The organism is Sulfurimonas sp. (assembly GCF_028713515.1).
Classification (GTDB): Bacteria; Campylobacterota; Campylobacteria; order Campylobacterales; family Sulfurimonadaceae; genus Sulfurimonas.
In genome coordinates, this window is record NZ_JAQTOD010000001.1 from 817,557 (window position 1) to 836,137 (window position 18,581).

Annotated in this window: 14 protein-coding genes; 7 read left to right on the forward strand and 7 right to left on the reverse strand. The window is 36.6% G+C overall.

Annotated elements, in window-relative coordinates; genetic code table 11:
• Position 1: 1 nt before the first annotated feature.
• Positions 2 to 3,709: an autotransporter domain-containing protein gene (locus PHV22_RS04045; RefSeq protein WP_295022973.1), complete on the reverse strand. Its 3,708-nt coding sequence runs from the start codon at positions 3,707 to 3,709 to the stop codon at positions 2 to 4.
• A gap of 225 nt (positions 3,710 to 3,934) precedes the next feature.
• Between PHV22_RS04045 and PHV22_RS04050 the strand changes: the two genes are divergently transcribed.
• The 3 genes from PHV22_RS04050 (at position 3,935) to PHV22_RS04060 (ending at position 7,200) form a co-directional block, all read left to right on the forward strand.
• A complete protein-coding gene (locus tag PHV22_RS04050; protein WP_295022972.1) occupies positions 3,935 to 4,189 on the forward strand; it encodes a hypothetical protein in 255 nt (84 codons plus the stop codon).
• 103 nt (positions 4,190 to 4,292) lie between these two features.
• Positions 4,293 to 5,738 (forward strand): IMP dehydrogenase, encoded by a 1,446-nt coding sequence (gene guaB, locus PHV22_RS04055; RefSeq protein ID WP_295022971.1) that lies wholly within the window; start codon positions 4,293 to 4,295, stop codon positions 5,736 to 5,738.
• Between the two features lie 187 nt (positions 5,739 to 5,925).
• On the forward strand, positions 5,926 to 7,200 hold the full coding sequence (locus tag PHV22_RS04060) for an O-acetylhomoserine aminocarboxypropyltransferase/cysteine synthase family protein (protein WP_295022970.1): 1,275 nt from the start codon (positions 5,926 to 5,928) through the stop codon (positions 7,198 to 7,200).
• A 30-nt stretch (positions 7,201 to 7,230) separates the two neighbouring features.
• Here PHV22_RS04060 and pyk read toward each other — a convergent pair whose 3' ends face one another.
• The 4 genes from pyk to PHV22_RS04080 all read right to left on the reverse strand — a co-directional run bounded on the left by pyk (position 7,231) and on the right by PHV22_RS04080 (position 11,327).
• Complete coding sequence (gene pyk, locus PHV22_RS04065) at positions 7,231 to 8,679, reverse strand: pyruvate kinase (RefSeq protein WP_295022969.1); 1,449 nt, start codon at positions 8,677 to 8,679, stop codon at positions 7,231 to 7,233.
• 76 nt (positions 8,680 to 8,755) lie between these two features.
• The gene (locus PHV22_RS04070) at positions 8,756 to 9,634 is read right to left on the reverse strand and encodes a phospholipase A (protein ID WP_295022968.1); all 879 of its coding nucleotides are present in this window, start codon (positions 9,632 to 9,634) and stop codon (positions 8,756 to 8,758) included.
• Between the two features lie 2 nt (positions 9,635 to 9,636).
• Positions 9,637 to 10,206 carry a recombination mediator RecR gene (gene recR / locus PHV22_RS04075; RefSeq protein ID WP_295022967.1) on the reverse strand — a complete coding sequence of 190 codons (570 nt, stop codon included), beginning with the start codon at positions 10,204 to 10,206 and terminating at the stop codon, positions 9,637 to 9,639.
• Complete coding sequence (locus PHV22_RS04080) at positions 10,203 to 11,327, reverse strand: MltA domain-containing protein (protein WP_295022966.1); 1,125 nt, start codon at positions 11,325 to 11,327, stop codon at positions 10,203 to 10,205. The genes recR and PHV22_RS04080 overlap by 4 nt, the downstream gene beginning before the upstream one ends.
• 74 nt (positions 11,328 to 11,401) lie before the next feature.
• On the opposite strand from PHV22_RS04080, the gene dnaJ reads away from it, so the two are divergent.
• On the forward strand, positions 11,402 to 12,523 hold the full coding sequence (gene dnaJ, locus PHV22_RS04085) for a molecular chaperone DnaJ (RefSeq protein WP_295022965.1): 1,122 nt from the start codon (positions 11,402 to 11,404) through the stop codon (positions 12,521 to 12,523).
• Positions 12,524 to 12,541: 18 nt separating this feature from the next.
• On the opposite strand, the gene PHV22_RS04090 is transcribed toward dnaJ, so the two are convergent.
• Together PHV22_RS04090 and PHV22_RS04095 are read right to left on the reverse strand one after the other, a co-directional pair.
• Positions 12,542 to 13,840 carry an adenosylmethionine--8-amino-7-oxononanoate transaminase gene (locus tag PHV22_RS04090; protein WP_295022964.1) on the reverse strand — a complete coding sequence of 433 codons (1,299 nt, stop codon included), beginning with the start codon at positions 13,838 to 13,840 and terminating at the stop codon, positions 12,542 to 12,544.
• Positions 13,840 to 14,187, reverse strand: a complete 348-nt coding sequence (locus PHV22_RS04095; protein ID WP_295022963.1) for a hypothetical protein — start codon at positions 14,185 to 14,187, stop codon at positions 13,840 to 13,842. Before PHV22_RS04095 ends, PHV22_RS04090 begins: the two co-directional genes overlap by 1 nt.
• Before the next feature lie 178 nt (positions 14,188 to 14,365).
• Here PHV22_RS04095 and PHV22_RS04100 point away from each other — a divergent pair, with 178 nt between their 5' ends.
• From PHV22_RS04100 to ftsZ, 3 genes are read left to right on the forward strand one after another with little or no spacing between them, the layout of a single operon-like run.
• Positions 14,366 to 15,817, forward strand: a complete 1,452-nt coding sequence (locus PHV22_RS04100; protein ID WP_295022962.1) for a peptidylprolyl isomerase — start codon at positions 14,366 to 14,368, stop codon at positions 15,815 to 15,817.
• Between the two features lies 1 nt (position 15,818).
• A complete protein-coding gene (ftsA, locus tag PHV22_RS04105) occupies positions 15,819 to 17,201 on the forward strand; it encodes a cell division protein FtsA (RefSeq protein WP_295022961.1) in 1,383 nt (460 codons plus the stop codon).
• 11 nt (positions 17,202 to 17,212) lie between these two features.
• Complete coding sequence (gene ftsZ / locus PHV22_RS04110) at positions 17,213 to 18,325, forward strand: cell division protein FtsZ (RefSeq protein WP_295022960.1); 1,113 nt, start codon at positions 17,213 to 17,215, stop codon at positions 18,323 to 18,325.
• Positions 18,326 to 18,581: the final 256 nt, after the last annotated feature.

Sequence of the window (18,581 nt, forward strand, 5' to 3'; positions counted from 1 at the left end):
CTTAAAATTTGTATATGTATTTGGCTGAGAGCATATGGTTATCAAAACTGCTACCCTGTGCTTGATAGTTATACATAAAGTTCAGCTCACCACCAAGGATGTTTGCCATATCGTACCCAAGACCCACATTGTACCGCCAGCCACCATTATCGATACCAGCTGTTGTAAAATCCACTCCAGTTGCACCTTGGTACGAGGAAGTGACCGTTTGGGCATTATGGCGAAGATCGTATCCTACCTCCAGTTCACTTACTAATGCAGACTTTTTATCCAACTTATAGTCGATAATCGCTCCGCCCCCTATGATCAACTGAGTAGAGGTAAATGCATTAACATTCAGGTTCATGGCCCCTGCTCCGCTCTCACTGTATGAGGGACTAGTATTGTGACGGTAGGTTGTCTCAACAAGCGGACGGATGCTAAGAGCGCTATCAATTTTATAGTTTTGCATCAATTTCAAATCAAGCGACGCAGTTTTAGAAGTGTACTCAGCTTTCGCATGATCATAAGTTGGAAGAATCGTGCGTTCGCTATTGGTTTTTTGCCATGAATATCCTGCCTGATAAAGGAAATCAGTATTGCTATTAAGCGAGGTGTTTCCATAAATAAGTGCCGTGTAAATTTTTAGGTCGCTGGTTTGAGGCATACCGTTGATATCAACGCTTGCGGCAGTATAGAAGAGTGCCGCACCAAAACGCTGCTTCGGTGCCACTTCGGCGTCGTAACCCATTCCAAATCCGTATGATTTGACATTGAAGCCGTTAATACCATCTTTTTTATCTTGTTTGCCTTTACTTCCGAATGGTTTAATCCAGAGGTTCTGATCGCGTAGTGCGATATCCCCTGAGTTCATCCCACCTGAACCCATCGTGCTACTTTGACGCACTCCGACCATACCTTGAATACTGTTTGCGATCTGAGTACTCGCAGTTGAAGTTGCAGCAGTAGCCATCGGAGTCGTGGACAAGATTGCATGAGCAACTTCCGTATCGGTTCCTAGAGTATTCAATGCTGCGATATAGCTATTCATAGCCGTAAAACTTCCATTATCTTGAATAGTCTGCAGTGCATGCCCAGCCGCTTGTGTATTTGTGTTTCCCCCGCCAGCAACTACCGAATCAAGAAGCGTAGTTCCCTGAACAACATTTAAGTCGATAGTGTCTCCGTCCAAAACATACTCAAAATTCAGCAATGCCGAGTTATCAGTTACATTCAATGTTCCATCAAGTGTCAGATTTGTAGTGGCACTGACAACATCAGTTAGTGTTTTACCGACTAAAATATTTTGATTAGCCCCACTCGTTAGGACATTAACATTGATTGTCGAACCGTTTGCAAAAGTAGCATTGTTAGTAGATAGTTGCGAATACTTATTGGTTACAACTCCGTCCGCACTTGTATTTAGACCTATTTCCAAAATACCAGCAGACGATTGAATGAAATCGCCAACAGTTGCACGCGATGTCGAACTGTTTGCGTTGTATGGAAGCCTAATATTTCCATCATTGGTCAATGTTCCAAATACAGCTAAGTTACCATTGAGATTCCCCGTCGAAGTATTATGTATGCTAACATCACCTTGTGTTTGGAGAGAGTACCCTGACGCATCAGCTTGATTGTTAATAGTTGCCGTAATCGTACCACTATTGGTTATTGCCGATCCCATAGTGCTATTATTAATCATAATTCCATAGGCGCTGTTTGTACCATCTATATTAATACTTCCCTCATTGCTTATCGTCGCAGAGGTATCCATACTAGCCATAATACCATAAGCATCTGTACCGCTTATACTAAAAGTTCCGCTCGTGCTGTTTTTAATATATGAGTTATCACGCAAATATCCACTATCTATACCTCTTGCCGTACTATTAGAACCCGCTGTCACACTAATTGTTCCGCCATTTGTGATGTGTGCTGTATTATATAAATTTCCCATATTAATTCCCACTGCACTACCATTATTACCTACTTCAGCACTGATTGTTTTACCACTTATATTGCTGATATATGATGAGTCACTCATATTTCCGATATAAATAGCTTTCGCGGAACCATTGTAGCCAGCTATTGCACTTATTGTTCCGCTGTTGATGATATGTGATGCACTGCTCATATTTCCAATATAGATGCCATATGCATTACTGTCATGATCTGCCGCCAATGCACTAATTGTTCCACTATTGCTGATATATGATGATAGGCTTCCTATGTTGATACCTTTTGCTGCACCACCATAGCCTACTGTTGCGCTAATCGTTCCGCTGTTGCTGATATAAGACGAATCAGACATATTCCCGATGTTTAAGCCATACGCATAACTGTCATGATCTGCCAACACACTGATTGTTCCAATATTGTTAACATAAGACAAATCAGCCATATTCCCGATATTTAAGCCGTAGGCATAACCATGATGACCAGCTGTTGCGCTTATTGTTCCACTGTTACTGATGTATGATGAGGTTATCATATCTACTATATAAATAGCTCTCGAAGAACCATAACTACCTACCGTTGCACTTATTGTTCCGCTATTGCTTATATATGATCCATCCACTTTTCCGGCATAGATTCCATACGCAGTACCATTATCACCCGCCAATGCACTAATCGTTCCACTGTTCGTAATTGATGAATTATATATATATGTGCCGCTGTTACTATACATTCTAATGCCATAAGCCCTGCCATCCGCTACTTCCGCACTGATAGATCCTGCATTTATGATGCTTGTATTATTAAGATAAATATAATCATTACCTGAATAAAAATCAATCCCAATCGCACTTGAACTTGTAGATGTTGCTGAAATTTCAGCACCTAATTCATTGGAAATCGTCGTATTATTTATATTTAAATAACCATTACTACGAAATTGAATTCCATACGCCTCATTTCCTGCTGTAGAACTGATGGTGCCGCTGTTGGTTAAGTGCAGCCCATCAACATTGTACGCGTATAGATCAATGCCTTTAGCTTGACCATTATCCGCCTGTGCCGAAATTACACCGGTTGTAGTACCATCTCCAGCATGGTTAGTAATCATGCCACTCAATGTGGTTGCGGAATCATTATAAACATAGATTGCACTAGCATAATTACCGTTTGTTGTCTCAGTATGAATCAGTCCGCTATTGGCTATAGTTGAACCAGACTGAAAATTAATATCTTTAAAATTAAGACCGAAAGTAGAAGAGGTTATGGTGCCTGTAGCATCGTTGAGAATATGCATGAGCGAATCATGATATACAATATAAATCCCTTTGCCCTCACCTGTGGTAGTAGCAGCTATTGCCCCAGCGTTAGTAATGGTCACATCACCGACTGTAGGAGCTGATGAATCCCCCTTGATTGAAATTCCCGTGCTATTGCTGTTATCTGTTGAATCAGCTGAGATTGTACCATTGTTGGTAATTGTAGTAGCGTATGATGAAGCTGACGGTCTTATAACATCTACCGCCGTTTGAAGCCCTGTATTTGATAACTCAATACTTCCTGTGCTCACCAGAAGATCAACATCGGTATCTCCTCCTCCTGAATAATCATATTGTTGGGTCGTTGTCTGAGTGGCAGTAATTACCTCAGCAGCATAAAGACTCGTTCCAACCATCGATGAGCCTACCAGCAATGTAGAGACGACCAGAGAAATTTTCCCACCTTTTAATATGCGAAATCTCGATTTATATTCATGGACACTGCGAAACATTCTGTACCCCTCTTTATTTTAAAAACGCAATAAAAAAACATCTGACATCTGGTGTTATTATACTGCTTTTATAATTGATGTGCAGTCAAATCATAATTTTTTTAAATTTCTATGTATGAATAAGTATAACCAGATCATAAGCAAGATTTTTGTAGAATAATTTACCAATGAGAATGTATATTGCTTCACGCATATAAAAAAAATCATTATTACAAAGAGGCAAACATGGCTACATATATTAGCAATGGCAAAGAACTTCTAAATGTTGAGTATGACGCGATTATAGAGATAAATGATGTAGTTGACGGTATGCGAGTAATCTCAAAAGATGTGCGAGGGGAAGAGTATGCTATCTTTATGTTGGAGCTAAATAGCAATATCTGCTGTTATGTTTTTGATGAAGTTTTTATTATTGGGCGAGTCAGTGGATTTGAGACTCTCTCTGATGCAATACAAGCTTGGATTAATGAAGAAATTTAACAATAATTTAAAAACTACTTTACCTATTTTTAATCACAACAAAGATATAATCCAAAGAATTTTATTGAAACATAAATAAACTTTTACCCTCACAAGGATTATCATGAAAATTCGTAAACGCGCCTTAACCTTTGAAGATGTTTTATTGGTACCACAATACTCCGAGGTACTGCCAAGAGATGTATCCCTAGAGACTAAACTTACTCGCAATATCAAACTAAACATACCGATGGTCTCTGCTGCCATGGATACCGTAACTGAATATCAAGCCGCTATCGCTATGGCGAGACTTGGTGGAATTGGGATTATTCATAAAAATATGGATATTGAGACTCAGTGCAAGCAGGTTAGAAAAGTTAAAAAAAGCGAGAGCGGAATCATCATAGATCCAATCGTTATATATCCTGATAGTACTCTTTCAGAAGCTGATGAGATTATGAGCGAGTATAAAATCTCTGGTTTGCCAGTAGTTGATAAACACAATAAACTGCTAGGAATACTTACAAATCGTGATATGAGATTTGAGAAAGATATGACAAAAACAGCCGATGCAGTTATGAGCAAAATGCCACTTATTACTGCAATTAAGGGCATCTCACTCTACGAAGCTGCTGATGTTATGAATAAAAACAAGATAGAAAAACTTCCTATAATTGATGAGGATGGATTTTTAAAAGGGCTTGTAACTATAAAAGATATTAAAAAAAGAATCGACTATCCAAACTCAAACAAAGATGATTTTGGGCGACTTAGAGTTGGAGCGGCAATCGGCGTTGGTCAAATAGATAGGGCAAAAGCACTTGTTGACGCCGGTGCTGATGTTTTAGTTCTTGACTCTGCACATGGTCACTCAAAAGGAATCTTAGATACAGTAAGAGAGATTAAAAAAACTCTAGCGGTTGATGTTATAGCTGGAAATATTGCAACCGCAGAAGCTGTCATTGCTCTAATAGAAGCTGGTGCCGATGGTGTGAAAGTTGGAATCGGACCTGGGTCAATCTGTACAACTAGAATTGTAGCTGGCGTTGGTGTTCCTCAAATCTCGGCAATTTCAGAATGTGCCAATACTGCTAGAAAATATGGTGTGCCTGTAATTGCTGATGGTGGTATCAAATACTCGGGCGACATTGCAAAAGCCCTTGCAGTCGGTGCTTCATGTATTATGGCTGGATCACTTTTAGCTGGAACAGAAGAGTCTCCAGGTGACACTATCATGTTTCAAGGTCGTCAATATAAATCTTACCGTGGCATGGGAAGCATTGGTGCTATGCAAAAAGGCTCAAACGATAGATATTTCCAAGAGGGAACAGCGGCAGATAAGCTAGTTCCAGAAGGTATCGAGGGACGCGTTCCTTTTCGTGGTAGCATTGCAGGGATTATCCACCAAATGATGGGCGGACTTCGCTCTTCTATGGGATATTGTGGAAGCAAAGATATACCAACTTTCTGGGAAAAGGCTGAGTTCGTAGAGATAACAAGTGCTGGATTAAAAGAGTCTCATGTTCACGATGTCATCATCACTCAAGAGGCTCCAAACTACCATATCTAACTATTAAGTATTATGCACTAAAACGAACGCGTCCGTTTTAGTGGGAGGGACTAAAGTCCCTTCCAATCCCCTAAAGCTACGAAAAACAAGTTTTTCGAGAAATACAAACTGTTTTTACACCTTTTTTTACAAAAGTGAGTAACATCAGATACCAATATTTTTAAAAATTTAAACACGAGATAATTAAATGGATTTACAAACTATAGCACTTCATGCAGGTTATGAAAAAGATTCTAGTAGAACCATGGCGGTTCCTATTTATCAAACAACTGCATATGATTTTGGAACGGCGGAATTTGCTGCGAGTAGTTTTAACCTCGAGCAAGGTACAGATCATGTTTATACAAGAGTTGGAAACCCTACTAACGCTATTTTAGAGAGAAGATTTGCTGAAGTTGAGGGTGGTAGTGCATGTCTCGCAGTTGCTAGCGGAATGGCGGCAATATTTTACTCTGTTTTAAATGTAGCAGAATCCGGTGACAATATAGTTGTTTCCAACCAACTCTATGGAGGAACAATTACTCTGTTTAATCAAACACTTAAAAAACTAGGTATAGAAGCAAGATTTTTTGATATCCACTCGCCTGAGAAAATAGAATCTTTGATTGATGATAAAACAAGATGTATCTTTTTTGAAGCAATATCAAATCCTAGCATCGATGTGCCAGATTTTGATGAAATCATAAAAATATCTAACAAATATAATATTCTAACGGTTGTAGACAACACGGTTGCTACGCCTATACTGTTTCAGCCACTTCTTTTAGGTGCAGATATTGTTATTCATAGTGCTAGCAAATACACTACAGGTCAAGGAACTGCTCTTGGTGGATTTATAGTAGAGAGAAAAGATTTATCTCATAAAATAAAAGGTAACCGTCGTTATCCATATTTTAATGAGCCAGAACTTAGCTATAACGGTTTAGTCTTTGCGGATTCCGTAGTAAGTGGAATGCTCTTTACCTTCAGAGCAAGGATGATACTCCTAAGAGATACTGGTGCCGTAATCAGTCCATTCAACTCTTGGCTACTGATACAAGGTTTAGAGACGCTCTCTCTTCGCATGAGAGAACACTCTAAAAACGCTCTATTATTTGCAGAGTTTTTAGAGTCTCATCCAAAAGTCAAAAAAGTAAACTACCCAGGATTAAAGAGTAATGCAAACTATAAAAATGCTCAAAAGTATTTTCAAGATGGTGCTTGTAGTGGGCTTCTTAGTTTTGAGATAGAAAACCTTGAAATTGCAAAAAATATTTTGGATAAAGTTACTATTTTTTCTATAGTTGCAAATATCGGCGACTCAAAATCAATCATAACTCATCCTGCATCTACAACGCACCAACAGTTGAAAGAAAAAGAACTCGAAGCTTGCGGTGTTCCAGCAGGACTTATCCGCATATCATGTGGGCTAGAGAACATAGCAGACCTTATAGCCGACATGAAACAAGCACTAGAAGCATAAAAACTAACTATAGCTCATTTTTTGAGCTATTTAATATTTCAGTGTTCTAAAAAACTCCATCTCATGGGCGCGAAGTAGTCGTATCATATTTGTACTTCCCTCTATCCCAACTGGGTCTCCTGCGGTTAGTATGTAACTCTTATCAAGCTTAAGTATATTTCTGTCAAACCCTTTATTCATTACTTCACTCATCATCTGTCCCAAAGAGTCCTCTTTTACAAAAAATGCCGGAACAACACCCCAGCAAATTGTTAAAAATCTTGCAACTTTTATATTGTGAACAACAGCATATATGTCATGACTAGGTCTATATCTGGCAATTTTTCTAACAGACGAGCCTGAAGCAGTTAGCCCGATGATACCCCACGCATCGACCTCTTCACAAAGTTTTACAGCAGCTTGATTTATGCTGTCTGTCACATCCAAAACTTTAAATGTGCTACATTTATTGTATGGATATATTTTCTCGGCACCTTGGATTGCTTGAACCATAGTCTCTACAGCCAAAACAGGGTTATGCCCAACTGCACTCTCTTCTGAGAGCATAACTGCATCTGTTCCATCTAAAACAGCGTTTGCAACATCACTTATCTCAGCGCGGGTCGCTCTGTCATTTTGTATCATTGACAAAAGCATTTGAGTAGCCGTTATAACTGGCTTTGAAGCCTCATTCGCTTTTCTTATCAGCATCTTTTGCATCGCTGGAACCTCATAAAAAGGAACCTCTATGCCCAGATCCCCTCTTGCAACCATGATGCCATCACTAACTTTTAGAATTTCATCTATATTCTCAACAGCATCAAATTTCTCAATTTTTGCAAACAGCTCAACATTACCACCATTTTCTGTGATAATTTCTCTTGCTCTAATCATATCATCAGCATTTTGAACAAAAGAGATTGCAATAAAATCTACATTGTTCCTTATTCCCCAAAGCATATCTTGGCGATCTTTTTTTGTTAACACATCAATTCCAAGACGAGTGTTTGGGAAGTTAACGCCTTTTTTCGAAGATAGTATTCCATCTGTTTCAACTACCACTCTAACGCCGTCTTGCAAAATCTCTGTTACTCTTGTTCGAATCATTCCATCACAAAGATAAATGTACTCACCAAAACCGAGTTGTTTTAAAATTGAGTCCTGATTTATTGATAAAATATAGTTATTTGGTGCGATTTGTGTGCCAATAATTTCATCTTTTACAAACTCAACTATATCACCACTTACAAGGTTAAAAGGTGACTCAAGCATACCTACACGAATCTTAGGACCACTAATATCCTGCAAAACACCAACAAGCAAGCCTGTTTTTTTTTCTACTTCGCGAATTCTCTGTAAAATTTCATAATGATGCTCATGAGTACCATGAGAAAAATTAAGCCTAAAAACATTCACACCAGCCCTAACAAGAGCCTCTAACTTTTCCAATGAATCAGAAGCAGGACCAATTGTAGCTAAGATTTTAGTGCGTTTTTTCATCTGCATCTCTTATATTAATTTGTATTATGTTATCATATTTAATTATAAAAACAAAATATATATATAAGCTTTACAACTATCTAGAAAAAGCAAATCCGAGCGAAAATCTATTTACATAGTTATTGTAATCTATCATACTATCACCATAACCACTAAATATTTTGGCATAAGCAAACACACCATTGCGCAGCGGGTAAGAGTATGTTGATTCTACTGCTCCATGACCATGCGTCAAGCTCGTTCTACCCATAAGTGTGAACATATGTTTGTTTAAAAAATATGTAAATTTCAAAGATGCATCTCCATAATAGCTCATTATATCTGGGTTATTATTTTCCTTTTTATTCTCTGGCAAAGCTGTCCAAAACTTAAGGTCTGTTATGAGCGAATCATGCTGAAATGCAAAGTTCAAGTATGTATAATTTACACTTCTAGAGAGATTATCTGGATCATCAGATATATATTTATAATTACTATTTTCAGGTCTTCCATTTGACATATGTGCAAGCGCCAAAGTAATAGATTTTAAATTTTCTTTATTGCCAGTTACTGGAAACACAGCAAACCCTTCTGGATTGTAGTTTGTTTCTCTAAATGGTGATGAGTGGGCATAAAGCTGAAATAGAGATCTATGCGTATATGCAAGAAAATATCTCTCGTTTAAGCCCAACAGATTACTCCCAATATTTAGTTTTAAACTAACCTGCATCTCAGTCTCTATGCTTTTGTATTGATACGCATTTGGATCCTCTTTTTTAAAACGAGCATCAACATAAGAGAGAGGCATAACATAATTTACCTTATGTGGTTTTAGCTCAAAAGCTCCATCTGACCAATTAATCATATACTCTCTTGATTCGTTGTTCTCAACAGGACCTATATCAAATTTACTGTTCGTTTCTAAACCAAAGAGCGAAAAGCTCATAATTAATACTACAAATACAATTTTTTTCATCCCTAAACCTTTACTCTGTTTTTTAGTGCTCTTGTTAGTGAGAGCAAATCAATATTTTCCAAACTAACTCCAGTTGGAACACCTTGGGCTATTTTTGAATAATTCAAACTAAAATCACTCAATTTATCTTCAATGTAAAGCATCACGGCATCGTTTGACACAGACGGCGTAAGCGCAAAGATTATCTCGCTCGTGCCATTTTTCACAATTCTCTCTAGCATCGACATGCTAAGTTCATCTAATGACTCCAAAACAAAGTATTTACCGTCAAAAAGTCCATTCTCTTCTAAAAGCAGTATATCTTTTGCATTTTCAACTATACACAAAGCATACTCATCCCTGCTCTCATCACAACAAATATGACACAAATCATCTTCACTCATTCCGCCACAAGAACTGCATCTCTTTATCGTCCCTAGAGCTTCTTCAATAGCGTGAGAGATTTTCATACCAATAAAACTATCTCTCATTACCATGTGATAAGCCAGTCTAATTGCTGACTTTTTCCCAATTGTAGGAAGTTCTCCAAGAGCATCTACTAACTTGTTAAACTTATCTAATGAGCCTCTCATTTACTCTCTTCTTTACTACTTTTTGGTAAAAATATCCAAAGCCCAAGTGGTGCTTTTAAATCTCCAGCTTCTGCCTCTGCCTCTGCTCCATAACCCAAAAACAGATCCGCTCTAGCACGACCTTTTATCGCACCGCCTGTATCTTGAGCCATAACTACTCTATTTAATATTGTCTTATTTGTCTTAGCTTGCAAATAGAGCATACTACCAAGTGGGATATATTTTGGATCTACCGCAACCGAGCGACTTGGAGTTAAAATAAGCCCAAGAGCGCCAGTTGCTGGATTTTTTTTCTGTTTAAAAAAGACCATTGATTTGTTGAAATTTAAAACCTCATCAACTCTATTTGGATTCAGTCTAAGCCACTCTTTAATGCTCTGAAGTGAAATCTTCTCTGACGATATCTCACCGGCATCTACCAAATATTTTCCGATGGCACTATATTTATATCCATTTTGATCAGAATATCCAACAAAGATTGTCTCACCACTATCAAGCAAAACTCTACCGGAACCTTGAATTTCCAGAAAAAAAAGATCTACCTTAGAGTCAACATAACATATAATTTTTGAATCTAGCAGTGGTATATTTTGCGCATCTGCCTTTTGCACATCTTCTCTTTGATAATAAGAAACAACTTTACTTCCCACAACTCTTCCTCTGAGTCTATATCCCTTTAGCTCTGGGTATTGCTCTGCGAGATCTATTGTCAACATATCAGCTGGAGCTTCATAAATTGGATATAAATATGGCTCTTCTTTTGTGAGTGAACCTCTTAATTGTGGTTCATAATAGCCAGTTAGTAAACCATTTTTTTCACTACTTTGAGTGCTGATTCTGTATGGAGTAAACTCATCCATTAAAAAAAGTTTTGCATCAGATGCCAGTGGAGCTTTTGTACACAATTCACCATAGATTTTCTTCGTTTTACCGCTTTTACAATTTTCTATAAACAAAGAAACAACGGCAAAATAATCCTCTTTTTCCCAATTTGGCAAATCACTGAAATTACTTTTTATGAGATTTGGTTCAGGAACACTTAGTGGTAAAATCTGTGGGCTTCTAGAGCACCCAACAAACAAAAAAAGTGCAATAAATGGTAATATATAGGCATATTTCATACCGCGATTATACTCATATTAAACTAAAATAGCTATAATCGCAAAAATATTATTTATGGGGACAATGACTTATTATGCAAGAATTAGATTATTATGAAATACTAGAAATAACAAGAGATGCAGACAAAACAACCATTAAAAATAGCTACAGAAAAATGGCAAAAATATATCATCCAGATAAAAATCAAGGAGACAAAGACGCTGAACATAAATTCAAATTATGCAATGAAGCCTATCAGTGCCTAAGTGATGATCAGCAAAGGGCTATTTATGACAGATATGGCAAAGAGGGACTTCAAGGTGGTGGCGGTCGTCGCTCTTCTGGTGGATTTGATGATTTAGGCTCAATGTTTGAAGATATGTTTAGCGGTTTTGGAGGTGGCAGAAGCAGAAGCCGTCAAAATCCGGCAGACATGGAAAAATACCCTCTTGATATGAATGTAGATATGAATCTTAGCTTCAATGAGGCTGTCTTTGGATGCGAAAAAGATATAGAATTTAAGTACAAAAACTCTTGTTCTGGCTGTAAAGGAACTGGTGCCAAAGATGGCAAACTCTCTACATGTAAACACTGTAAAGGTCAAGGCCAAGTTTTTATGAAACAAGGCTTTATGACTTTCTCTCAAACATGTCCAGCATGCCAAGGAACAGGCAGTGCAGCAACTGAATCTTGTAAAGATTGTTCTGGCAGAGGTTTTGAGGAAGAAAAAGGAAATGTTACAATCAAAATTCCAAAAGGAATTGATAACGGAAACCGCCTAAGAGTCTCCGGCAAAGGAAACATTGGTAAACGAGGCTCAAGAGGCGATCTTTATGTCACTTTTAGCGTAAAACCAGATAAGCATTTTCAAAGAGAAGGAAATGATATTTATATTGCAATCCCAGTATTTTTCACTCAGGCAGTTACTGGAGAGAGCCTGACTATTCCATCACTTAACGGTGAACTAGAACTAAAACTGGATGTTGGTACAAAAGATAAACAACAGTTTAAGTTTAGAGGCGAAGGCATAGAAGATGTTCATGGGCACGGAAAAGGGGATTTAATAGCGCAAATAAATATCACTTATCCTAAGAAATTAAGTGATGAACAAAAAGAGCTTCTCAAAAAACTTCAAGAGTCATTTGGAATAGAATCAAAACCACATGAGGGCGTTTTAGATTCTGCAATCGAGAAGATGAAAAGCTGGTTCAAGTAACTCTTCGCCTGCATTCATTTAACATAAAACTGCAATGGCTTCGTAAGCAGTCTCCATCATTTTATCAATCTCTTGGTGGGTTATAATGTACGGAGGCATAAAGTAAACCACATTCCCAAGTGGGCGAAGCAGTACTCCATTTTTAAGGGCATAATTATATATTTTTAGCCCTACTCTCTCCTCTTGTTTATAGCCATCAAGCTCAACCGCGCAAATCATGCCAGTTTGTCTAATGGATAAAACATTTTTCAAAATTTTAAATTTTTCTAGTTTTTCTCCCATATAAAGTGCTGTTTCTCTGTTTTTTTCTATTATATTACCCATCTCAAACAGATCGAGAGTTGCGTTTGCAGCTGCACAAGCAAGGGCATTTCCGGTATAACTATGAGAGTGCAAAAATGCTTTATGCTCATTATAATCACAATAAAATTTTGCATAAATTTCATCTGTTGTTAGTACTACAGAGAGTGGTAAATAACCGCCGGTAAGCCCTTTTGACAAAACAAGAAAGTCTGGTGTTATGTTAGCGCTGCTACATGCAAACAACTCTCCTGTTCTCCCAAAGCCAACCATTACTTCATCGGCAATCATGTGAATATCATATCTGCTGCAAATATCACGCACAAGAGATAGAAATTCATAATGATACATATGCATAGATCCAGCACCCTGAACAAGAGGCTCTAAAATAATCGCGCAAATTTCATCTGAGCGTATTTTACACAACTCCTCAAACTCCATAGCTGCCTCTCTTGCGGATTCTATACTCATATCTTTTGGTACATGAGTTTGAACAGTTGTAATGAGAAGTGGTTCATATGTCTCTTTATAGAGTTTAACATCTCCAACACTAAGAGCACCGATTGTTTCACCATGATATGAGTTTGTTAGTGAAACAAAAATAGTTCTGTTTTTAGCGTCATTCTTATGTGCATGGAAACTCATCTTAAGTGCTACCTCTACGGCACTTGAGCCATTATCTGCATAAAAGCACTTCTTGAGACCATTAGGTGCTAACTTCACTAACCTCTCTGACAATCGCACAACTTGTTCGTGTGTAAAACCAGCAAGTATTACATGCTCCAAACTATCTAACTGCTCTTTTATCTTTTTGTTTATATAACCATTTGTATGCCCAAACAAATTTACCCACCAACTACCAATAGCATCGATATATCTATTTCCCTCAAAATCCTCCAGATAAACTCCATGAGCCTTTTTTATTGGAATTAATGGCAGTGCTTCATGATCCTTCATTTGGGTACACGGATGCCAGAGAACATCCAAATCCCTCTTTTTTAGCTCTAAGTTGTTCATTATTTTTTATTTAAATTTTCATACTCTTGCGTAAATGAGAGATTATTGCATAAAAGCAGTCCATATAGTTCGATTGTTGAACCACTAACATCACAAATTTCAGCACCTTTCTCACTTAAAAATATAAATTTTTCATATTTATGATTATTTTTATCTATATACTTTGAATAAACCACAAAAGATGCATCTACAAGCTCAGGAAATTTCTCACAAGAAGCTATATATTTTTCACATTTTTTATCAATTCGCCTAATTTCCAACACATCCGACTGAATAGTATTTAACAAAATTTCTGGTAATTCTGGTAGCTCTTCTTCTATATTTTCATATTTTTTTATTTCACTCATTACAAATCCTTTTTTAATCAACATATTTATATTTTACAAGCTTTAATTTTAGAGGTCACTTAATATTAAATACCCTCATTTATACGCATGACAAGGTAAAGTTTATCAAGTTTTAATGCGAATTTACATAAAATTACAAAAATATCGTACACAAGGCTATAAATTTATGATCACTTGGATGCAAAAACACAAAAAATATCTAATTATTACTATTTGGATTTCTACTATCGCTTTTGTTGGAGCTGGTTTTGTCGGTTGGGGACGATATGATTATGGAGATAAAGCTGGGGCCGTTGCAAAAGTTGGTAGCATAGAGATAACAAAAGGAGAGCTTCAAAAAAGCTACTCAAATCTATACAATCAGTACAATCAAATACTTCAAGGGAATTTTGATGAAGCAAAAGCAAAAAGTCTTGGTTTGCAAGCACAAGCACTAAACAACTTAACACAGCAAGCACTCATACTTAATTTAGCAAAATCATATGATTTAACTGTGAGTGATGATGAGCTCTTAAAAGAAATAAAATCTCAAGATTATTTTTTTAAAGATGGGATTTTTAACAAAGAGATATACAGACAAACCTTACTCAGAAATAATCTAAGTACAAAAGAGTATGAAACTGATGTTAAAAAAGACCTATTAATCAGGAAAACAATCAAACTGATTCCAGTCAATGCAAAAGAGAGCGAACTTAACATTTTGGACACAACAGCAAATATAGCTGATAAAATTGAGTACAAAATTTTAGATAAAAATTCAATTATCATCGATACATCTGATACCCTTTTAAAAGCGTATTGGGAAAAAATACAAAATAATTTCAAAAGTGAAGTTAGCTATGAACTAAAATATATAAAACAACCAAAATCTACAAAAGAGTTTAATGAGGCTAAATTAACTGAATATTACAACGAAAACAAAACTCATTTTAAAGGTGAAGATGCAAAAATATTATCGTATGAAGAGTCTAAAGCAAAAGTCTTAGAAGAACTTGCAGAAAAAGAGACAAAAACCGAAGCACTCAAAACATATATAGAGTTTAAAAAAGGCAAAAATGATGGTTTGCAAATAAATAGCATTACAATTTCATCTTCAAATAATCCGTTTGGAACTGAAGCGTTACAAAGCATCTCCAAACTAACACCTGCATCTGCATTTTTGAAGCCAACACTTGTTAATGGAGAGTATCTTATATTCCAATTAACAAAGATAAACGGCGCCAAAACAAAAAGTTTTGAAGAAGCCAAAAAAGATGTAATACCTCTTTTTGTAGATGAGCAAAAAAGTAGACTACTTAAAGAAACAGCAGAGAAATCTGTCAATACATTTAAAGGCACTACTACTGATTTTATAACTAGCAGTGATACAAACAAGCTAACAGATTTAACTAACAAATTATCAACTGAATTTTTAGCAACAGTGTTTAATTCAGAGACAAAAAGAGGATATACTCCTCTAAGCAATGGAAATATTGTAATTTATAGTATTTTGGAACAAAAACTGCTTAATAAAACTAACACTAATCAAAACAATCCGATTGTTAGATTAAAGAGTACTTTATTTAATGAAGGTATCATTAAGAACCTCCAGAACAAGTACAAAACTGAGATTTTTATTCAAGGATTATAAGTTGAGCAAAACAGTTTTAGCTATAGACATTGGTTCAACTAAGATATGCGCGATTATTGCCGAGATAGCGAATGATGATTCTATTGCTATTACTGGTGCCGGAATCTCTAAATCACAAGGTTTAAAAAGAGGAAGTATTACCAACATAGAGCTAGCTGCAAAATCAATCAAAAAGGCAGTTGATGATGCAAAAAGAGTCTCTGGTAGCAATGTAAAAAGTGCTATTGTATCTATATCTGGAGCATACACAAAAAGTATAAATTCAAATGGCATAGTAAATATTCAAAACAAAGAAGTTAGTTTTAAAGAGATAGAGAGAGTTATGCAAACTGCTCTATACAATGCAAATATATCAAATGAATATGATGTTTTACATGCTCTTCCTTATAAATTTAAAGTTGATGATCAAGATTTTATAGAAGACCCTCTTGGGATGAATGCTTCGAGGCTTGAGGTTGATACTCACATTATAACAACTCAAAAAACAAATCTTGGGAACCTTAAAAAAGCTGTTCGCGCTGCTGGCATAGAAGTTGAAAATGTAGTTTTGACGGGTTATGCTTCCTCTATCGCGGTGCTAAATGATGATGAGAAAGAGCTAGGTGTTGCTGTTGTTGATATGGGTGGAAACACTAGTAATATAACAATTCACTCTGGGAATTCAATAAGATACAATGACTTCTTAGGCGTTGGTTCAAACCATGTCACAAGTGATTTATCAATGGCACTTCACACCCCACTAAATATTGCGGAAAGCGTAAAAATAAATTATGGTTCACTACTTACACCAAGTAGTGATTTAATAGAACTTCCAATAATTGGTGATGAAAGCACAACACATGAAGTATCCCTAGAGGTTGTTCATAATGTTGTTTATGCAAGGGTTGAAGAAACTCTTATGATACTTGCTCAATTTATTGAAAACAGCGGGTTAAAAGATAAAATTGGAGCTGGCATTGTCTTAACTGGTGGATTTTCACAAATGGAAGGGATGAGAGATTTAGCAATAGCCACCTTCGGATCAATTCCTGTTCGTTTAGCAAAACCAAAAGAGATGAATGGTCTCTTTGATAATCTTCGTTCACCAGAATACTCAAGTGCAGTAGGTTTGATTATGTATGCAGCATCTTCTTATACTCAGTACGAGATAGATGCAAATAAAAGGGTTAGACATATTAATGAAATCAATTCAAGCGAAAGCAATATTGACTTTAGCGAACACATTGATATTCATATGACCTCAAACAGTAGCACAACAAATAATACAAATTTCACTGAAGACAATAGAGAGAAAATGCCAACCATCCCATTCAAAAGAGAGAAAAAAGGTGACGAGGCTGGTAGTTTTAGTAAATTTTGGAACTGGGCAACCCAGTTATTTTAAGGAGAGAAGTTATGGAACCATTTTTAGTTGAAGAAGCAAGCAATCTTAGCGGAGCAAGAATAGTAGCTGTTGGTGTTGGTGGCGGTGGTGGAAATATGATTAGTCATATGGTCAAAGAGGGTATTGCTGGTATTGAACTTATAATGGTAAATACAGATGCACAAGCCTTAAAAGATATCGGAGCAGTTTCTAAAATCCAAATCGGTAGCAAATTAACAAAAGGGCTTGGTGCTGGCATGAAGCCAGATATAGGCAAAGAGTCTGCTATAGAAAGTTACGATGAAATAAGAAATGCACTTGAAGGTGCTGATATAGTCTTTATCTCTGCTGGTCTTGGTGGCGGAACTGGAACTGGTGCTGCTCCAGTTGTTGCAAAAATCGCTAAAGAAGTTGGTGCGCTAACTATCTCTATCGTTACAAAACCATTTATGTTCGAGGGACCAAAAAGAGCTAAACTCGCATTGGCTGGACTTGAAGAACTTAAAAAAGAGAGTGACTCCATAGTCGTTATTCCAAATGATAAACTTCTCTCAATTATAGATAAAAAACTAGGAATCAAAGATAGCTTTAAAATTGTTGATAGCGTTTTAGCACAGGCCGTTAGCGGAACATCTGGAGTTATTTTATCTAATGGTGAAAATGATATAAATCTTGACTTTGCTGACTTAAAGACTGTAATGAGTCACAGAGGTATGGCACTTATGGGTGTTGGTGAATTTGAGGGTGAAAACGCTGCATACGAGGCTATTAAAGCAGCTATTGAGTCACCTCTTCTCGATAATATGTCAATCAATGGAGCAATGGGTGTGCTAGTTCATTTTAACATGCATCCAAACTTCTCGATGATGGAGACATCAGAAGCTATGATAGTAGTTCAAGAAAGTGCTCATGAAGATGCGGAGGTAATATTTGGTACTTCTACTGATGATTCACTTCCTGAAAACTATATGAAAGTAACTATTGTAGCGACAGGCTTTGAGAAGAATTTTGCAAACAACGAAGGTTTTGTTAGCGAAAATCCAGCCCCAGTAACAAAAATTCTTCGTCCAAGACTTGTTATGAATGGAACTTTTGATAGCAATAACCTTGATATACCATCTTATATGAGACAACAACTAGATTAATTCTTACAACAAAATCTCCAATAAGTCACCTATACTTCTCTTGAAGGTGACTTATTATCCTATTTAATTTAAAATTTATAAAAATATGTAAATACTCTATTTTCTATCTATTATCAACGGGCGGCATTCACAGTGGCAACTTTGCCCTAGCTATAGCCAATATTACTCTCAGTGCAATTGGCTCTGTTTTCATGGCAGGTAGCGGTTTTTATATAGCCAAATTTCTTGTAAGATAGGTAAAAATTGTATTAAGTAA

Coding starts and splice junctions, on each gene's coding strand:
- PHV22_RS04045 (WP_295022973.1), bottom strand. CDS start 3,709: ATGTTTCGCAGTGTCCATGAATATAAATCGAGATTTCGCATATTAAAA.
- PHV22_RS04050 (WP_295022972.1), top strand. CDS start 3,935: ATGGCTACATATATTAGCAATGGCAAAGAACTTCTAAATGTTGAGTAT.
- guaB (WP_295022971.1), top strand. CDS start 4,293: ATGAAAATTCGTAAACGCGCCTTAACCTTTGAAGATGTTTTATTGGTA.
- PHV22_RS04060 (WP_295022970.1), top strand. CDS start 5,926: ATGGATTTACAAACTATAGCACTTCATGCAGGTTATGAAAAAGATTCT.
- pyk (WP_295022969.1), bottom strand. CDS start 8,679: ATGAAAAAACGCACTAAAATCTTAGCTACAATTGGTCCTGCTTCTGAT.
- PHV22_RS04070 (WP_295022968.1), bottom strand. CDS start 9,634: ATGAAAAAAATTGTATTTGTAGTATTAATTATGAGCTTTTCGCTCTTT.
- recR (WP_295022967.1), bottom strand. CDS start 10,206: ATGAGAGGCTCATTAGATAAGTTTAACAAGTTAGTAGATGCTCTTGGA.
- PHV22_RS04080 (WP_295022966.1), bottom strand. CDS start 11,327: ATGAAATATGCCTATATATTACCATTTATTGCACTTTTTTTGTTTGTT.
- dnaJ (WP_295022965.1), top strand. CDS start 11,402: ATGCAAGAATTAGATTATTATGAAATACTAGAAATAACAAGAGATGCA.
- PHV22_RS04090 (WP_295022964.1), bottom strand. CDS start 13,840: ATGAACAACTTAGAGCTAAAAAAGAGGGATTTGGATGTTCTCTGGCAT.
- PHV22_RS04095 (WP_295022963.1), bottom strand. CDS start 14,187: ATGAGTGAAATAAAAAAATATGAAAATATAGAAGAAGAGCTACCAGAA.
- PHV22_RS04100 (WP_295022962.1), top strand. CDS start 14,366: ATGCAAAAACACAAAAAATATCTAATTATTACTATTTGGATTTCTACT.
- ftsZ (WP_295022960.1), top strand. CDS start 17,213: ATGGAACCATTTTTAGTTGAAGAAGCAAGCAATCTTAGCGGAGCAAGA.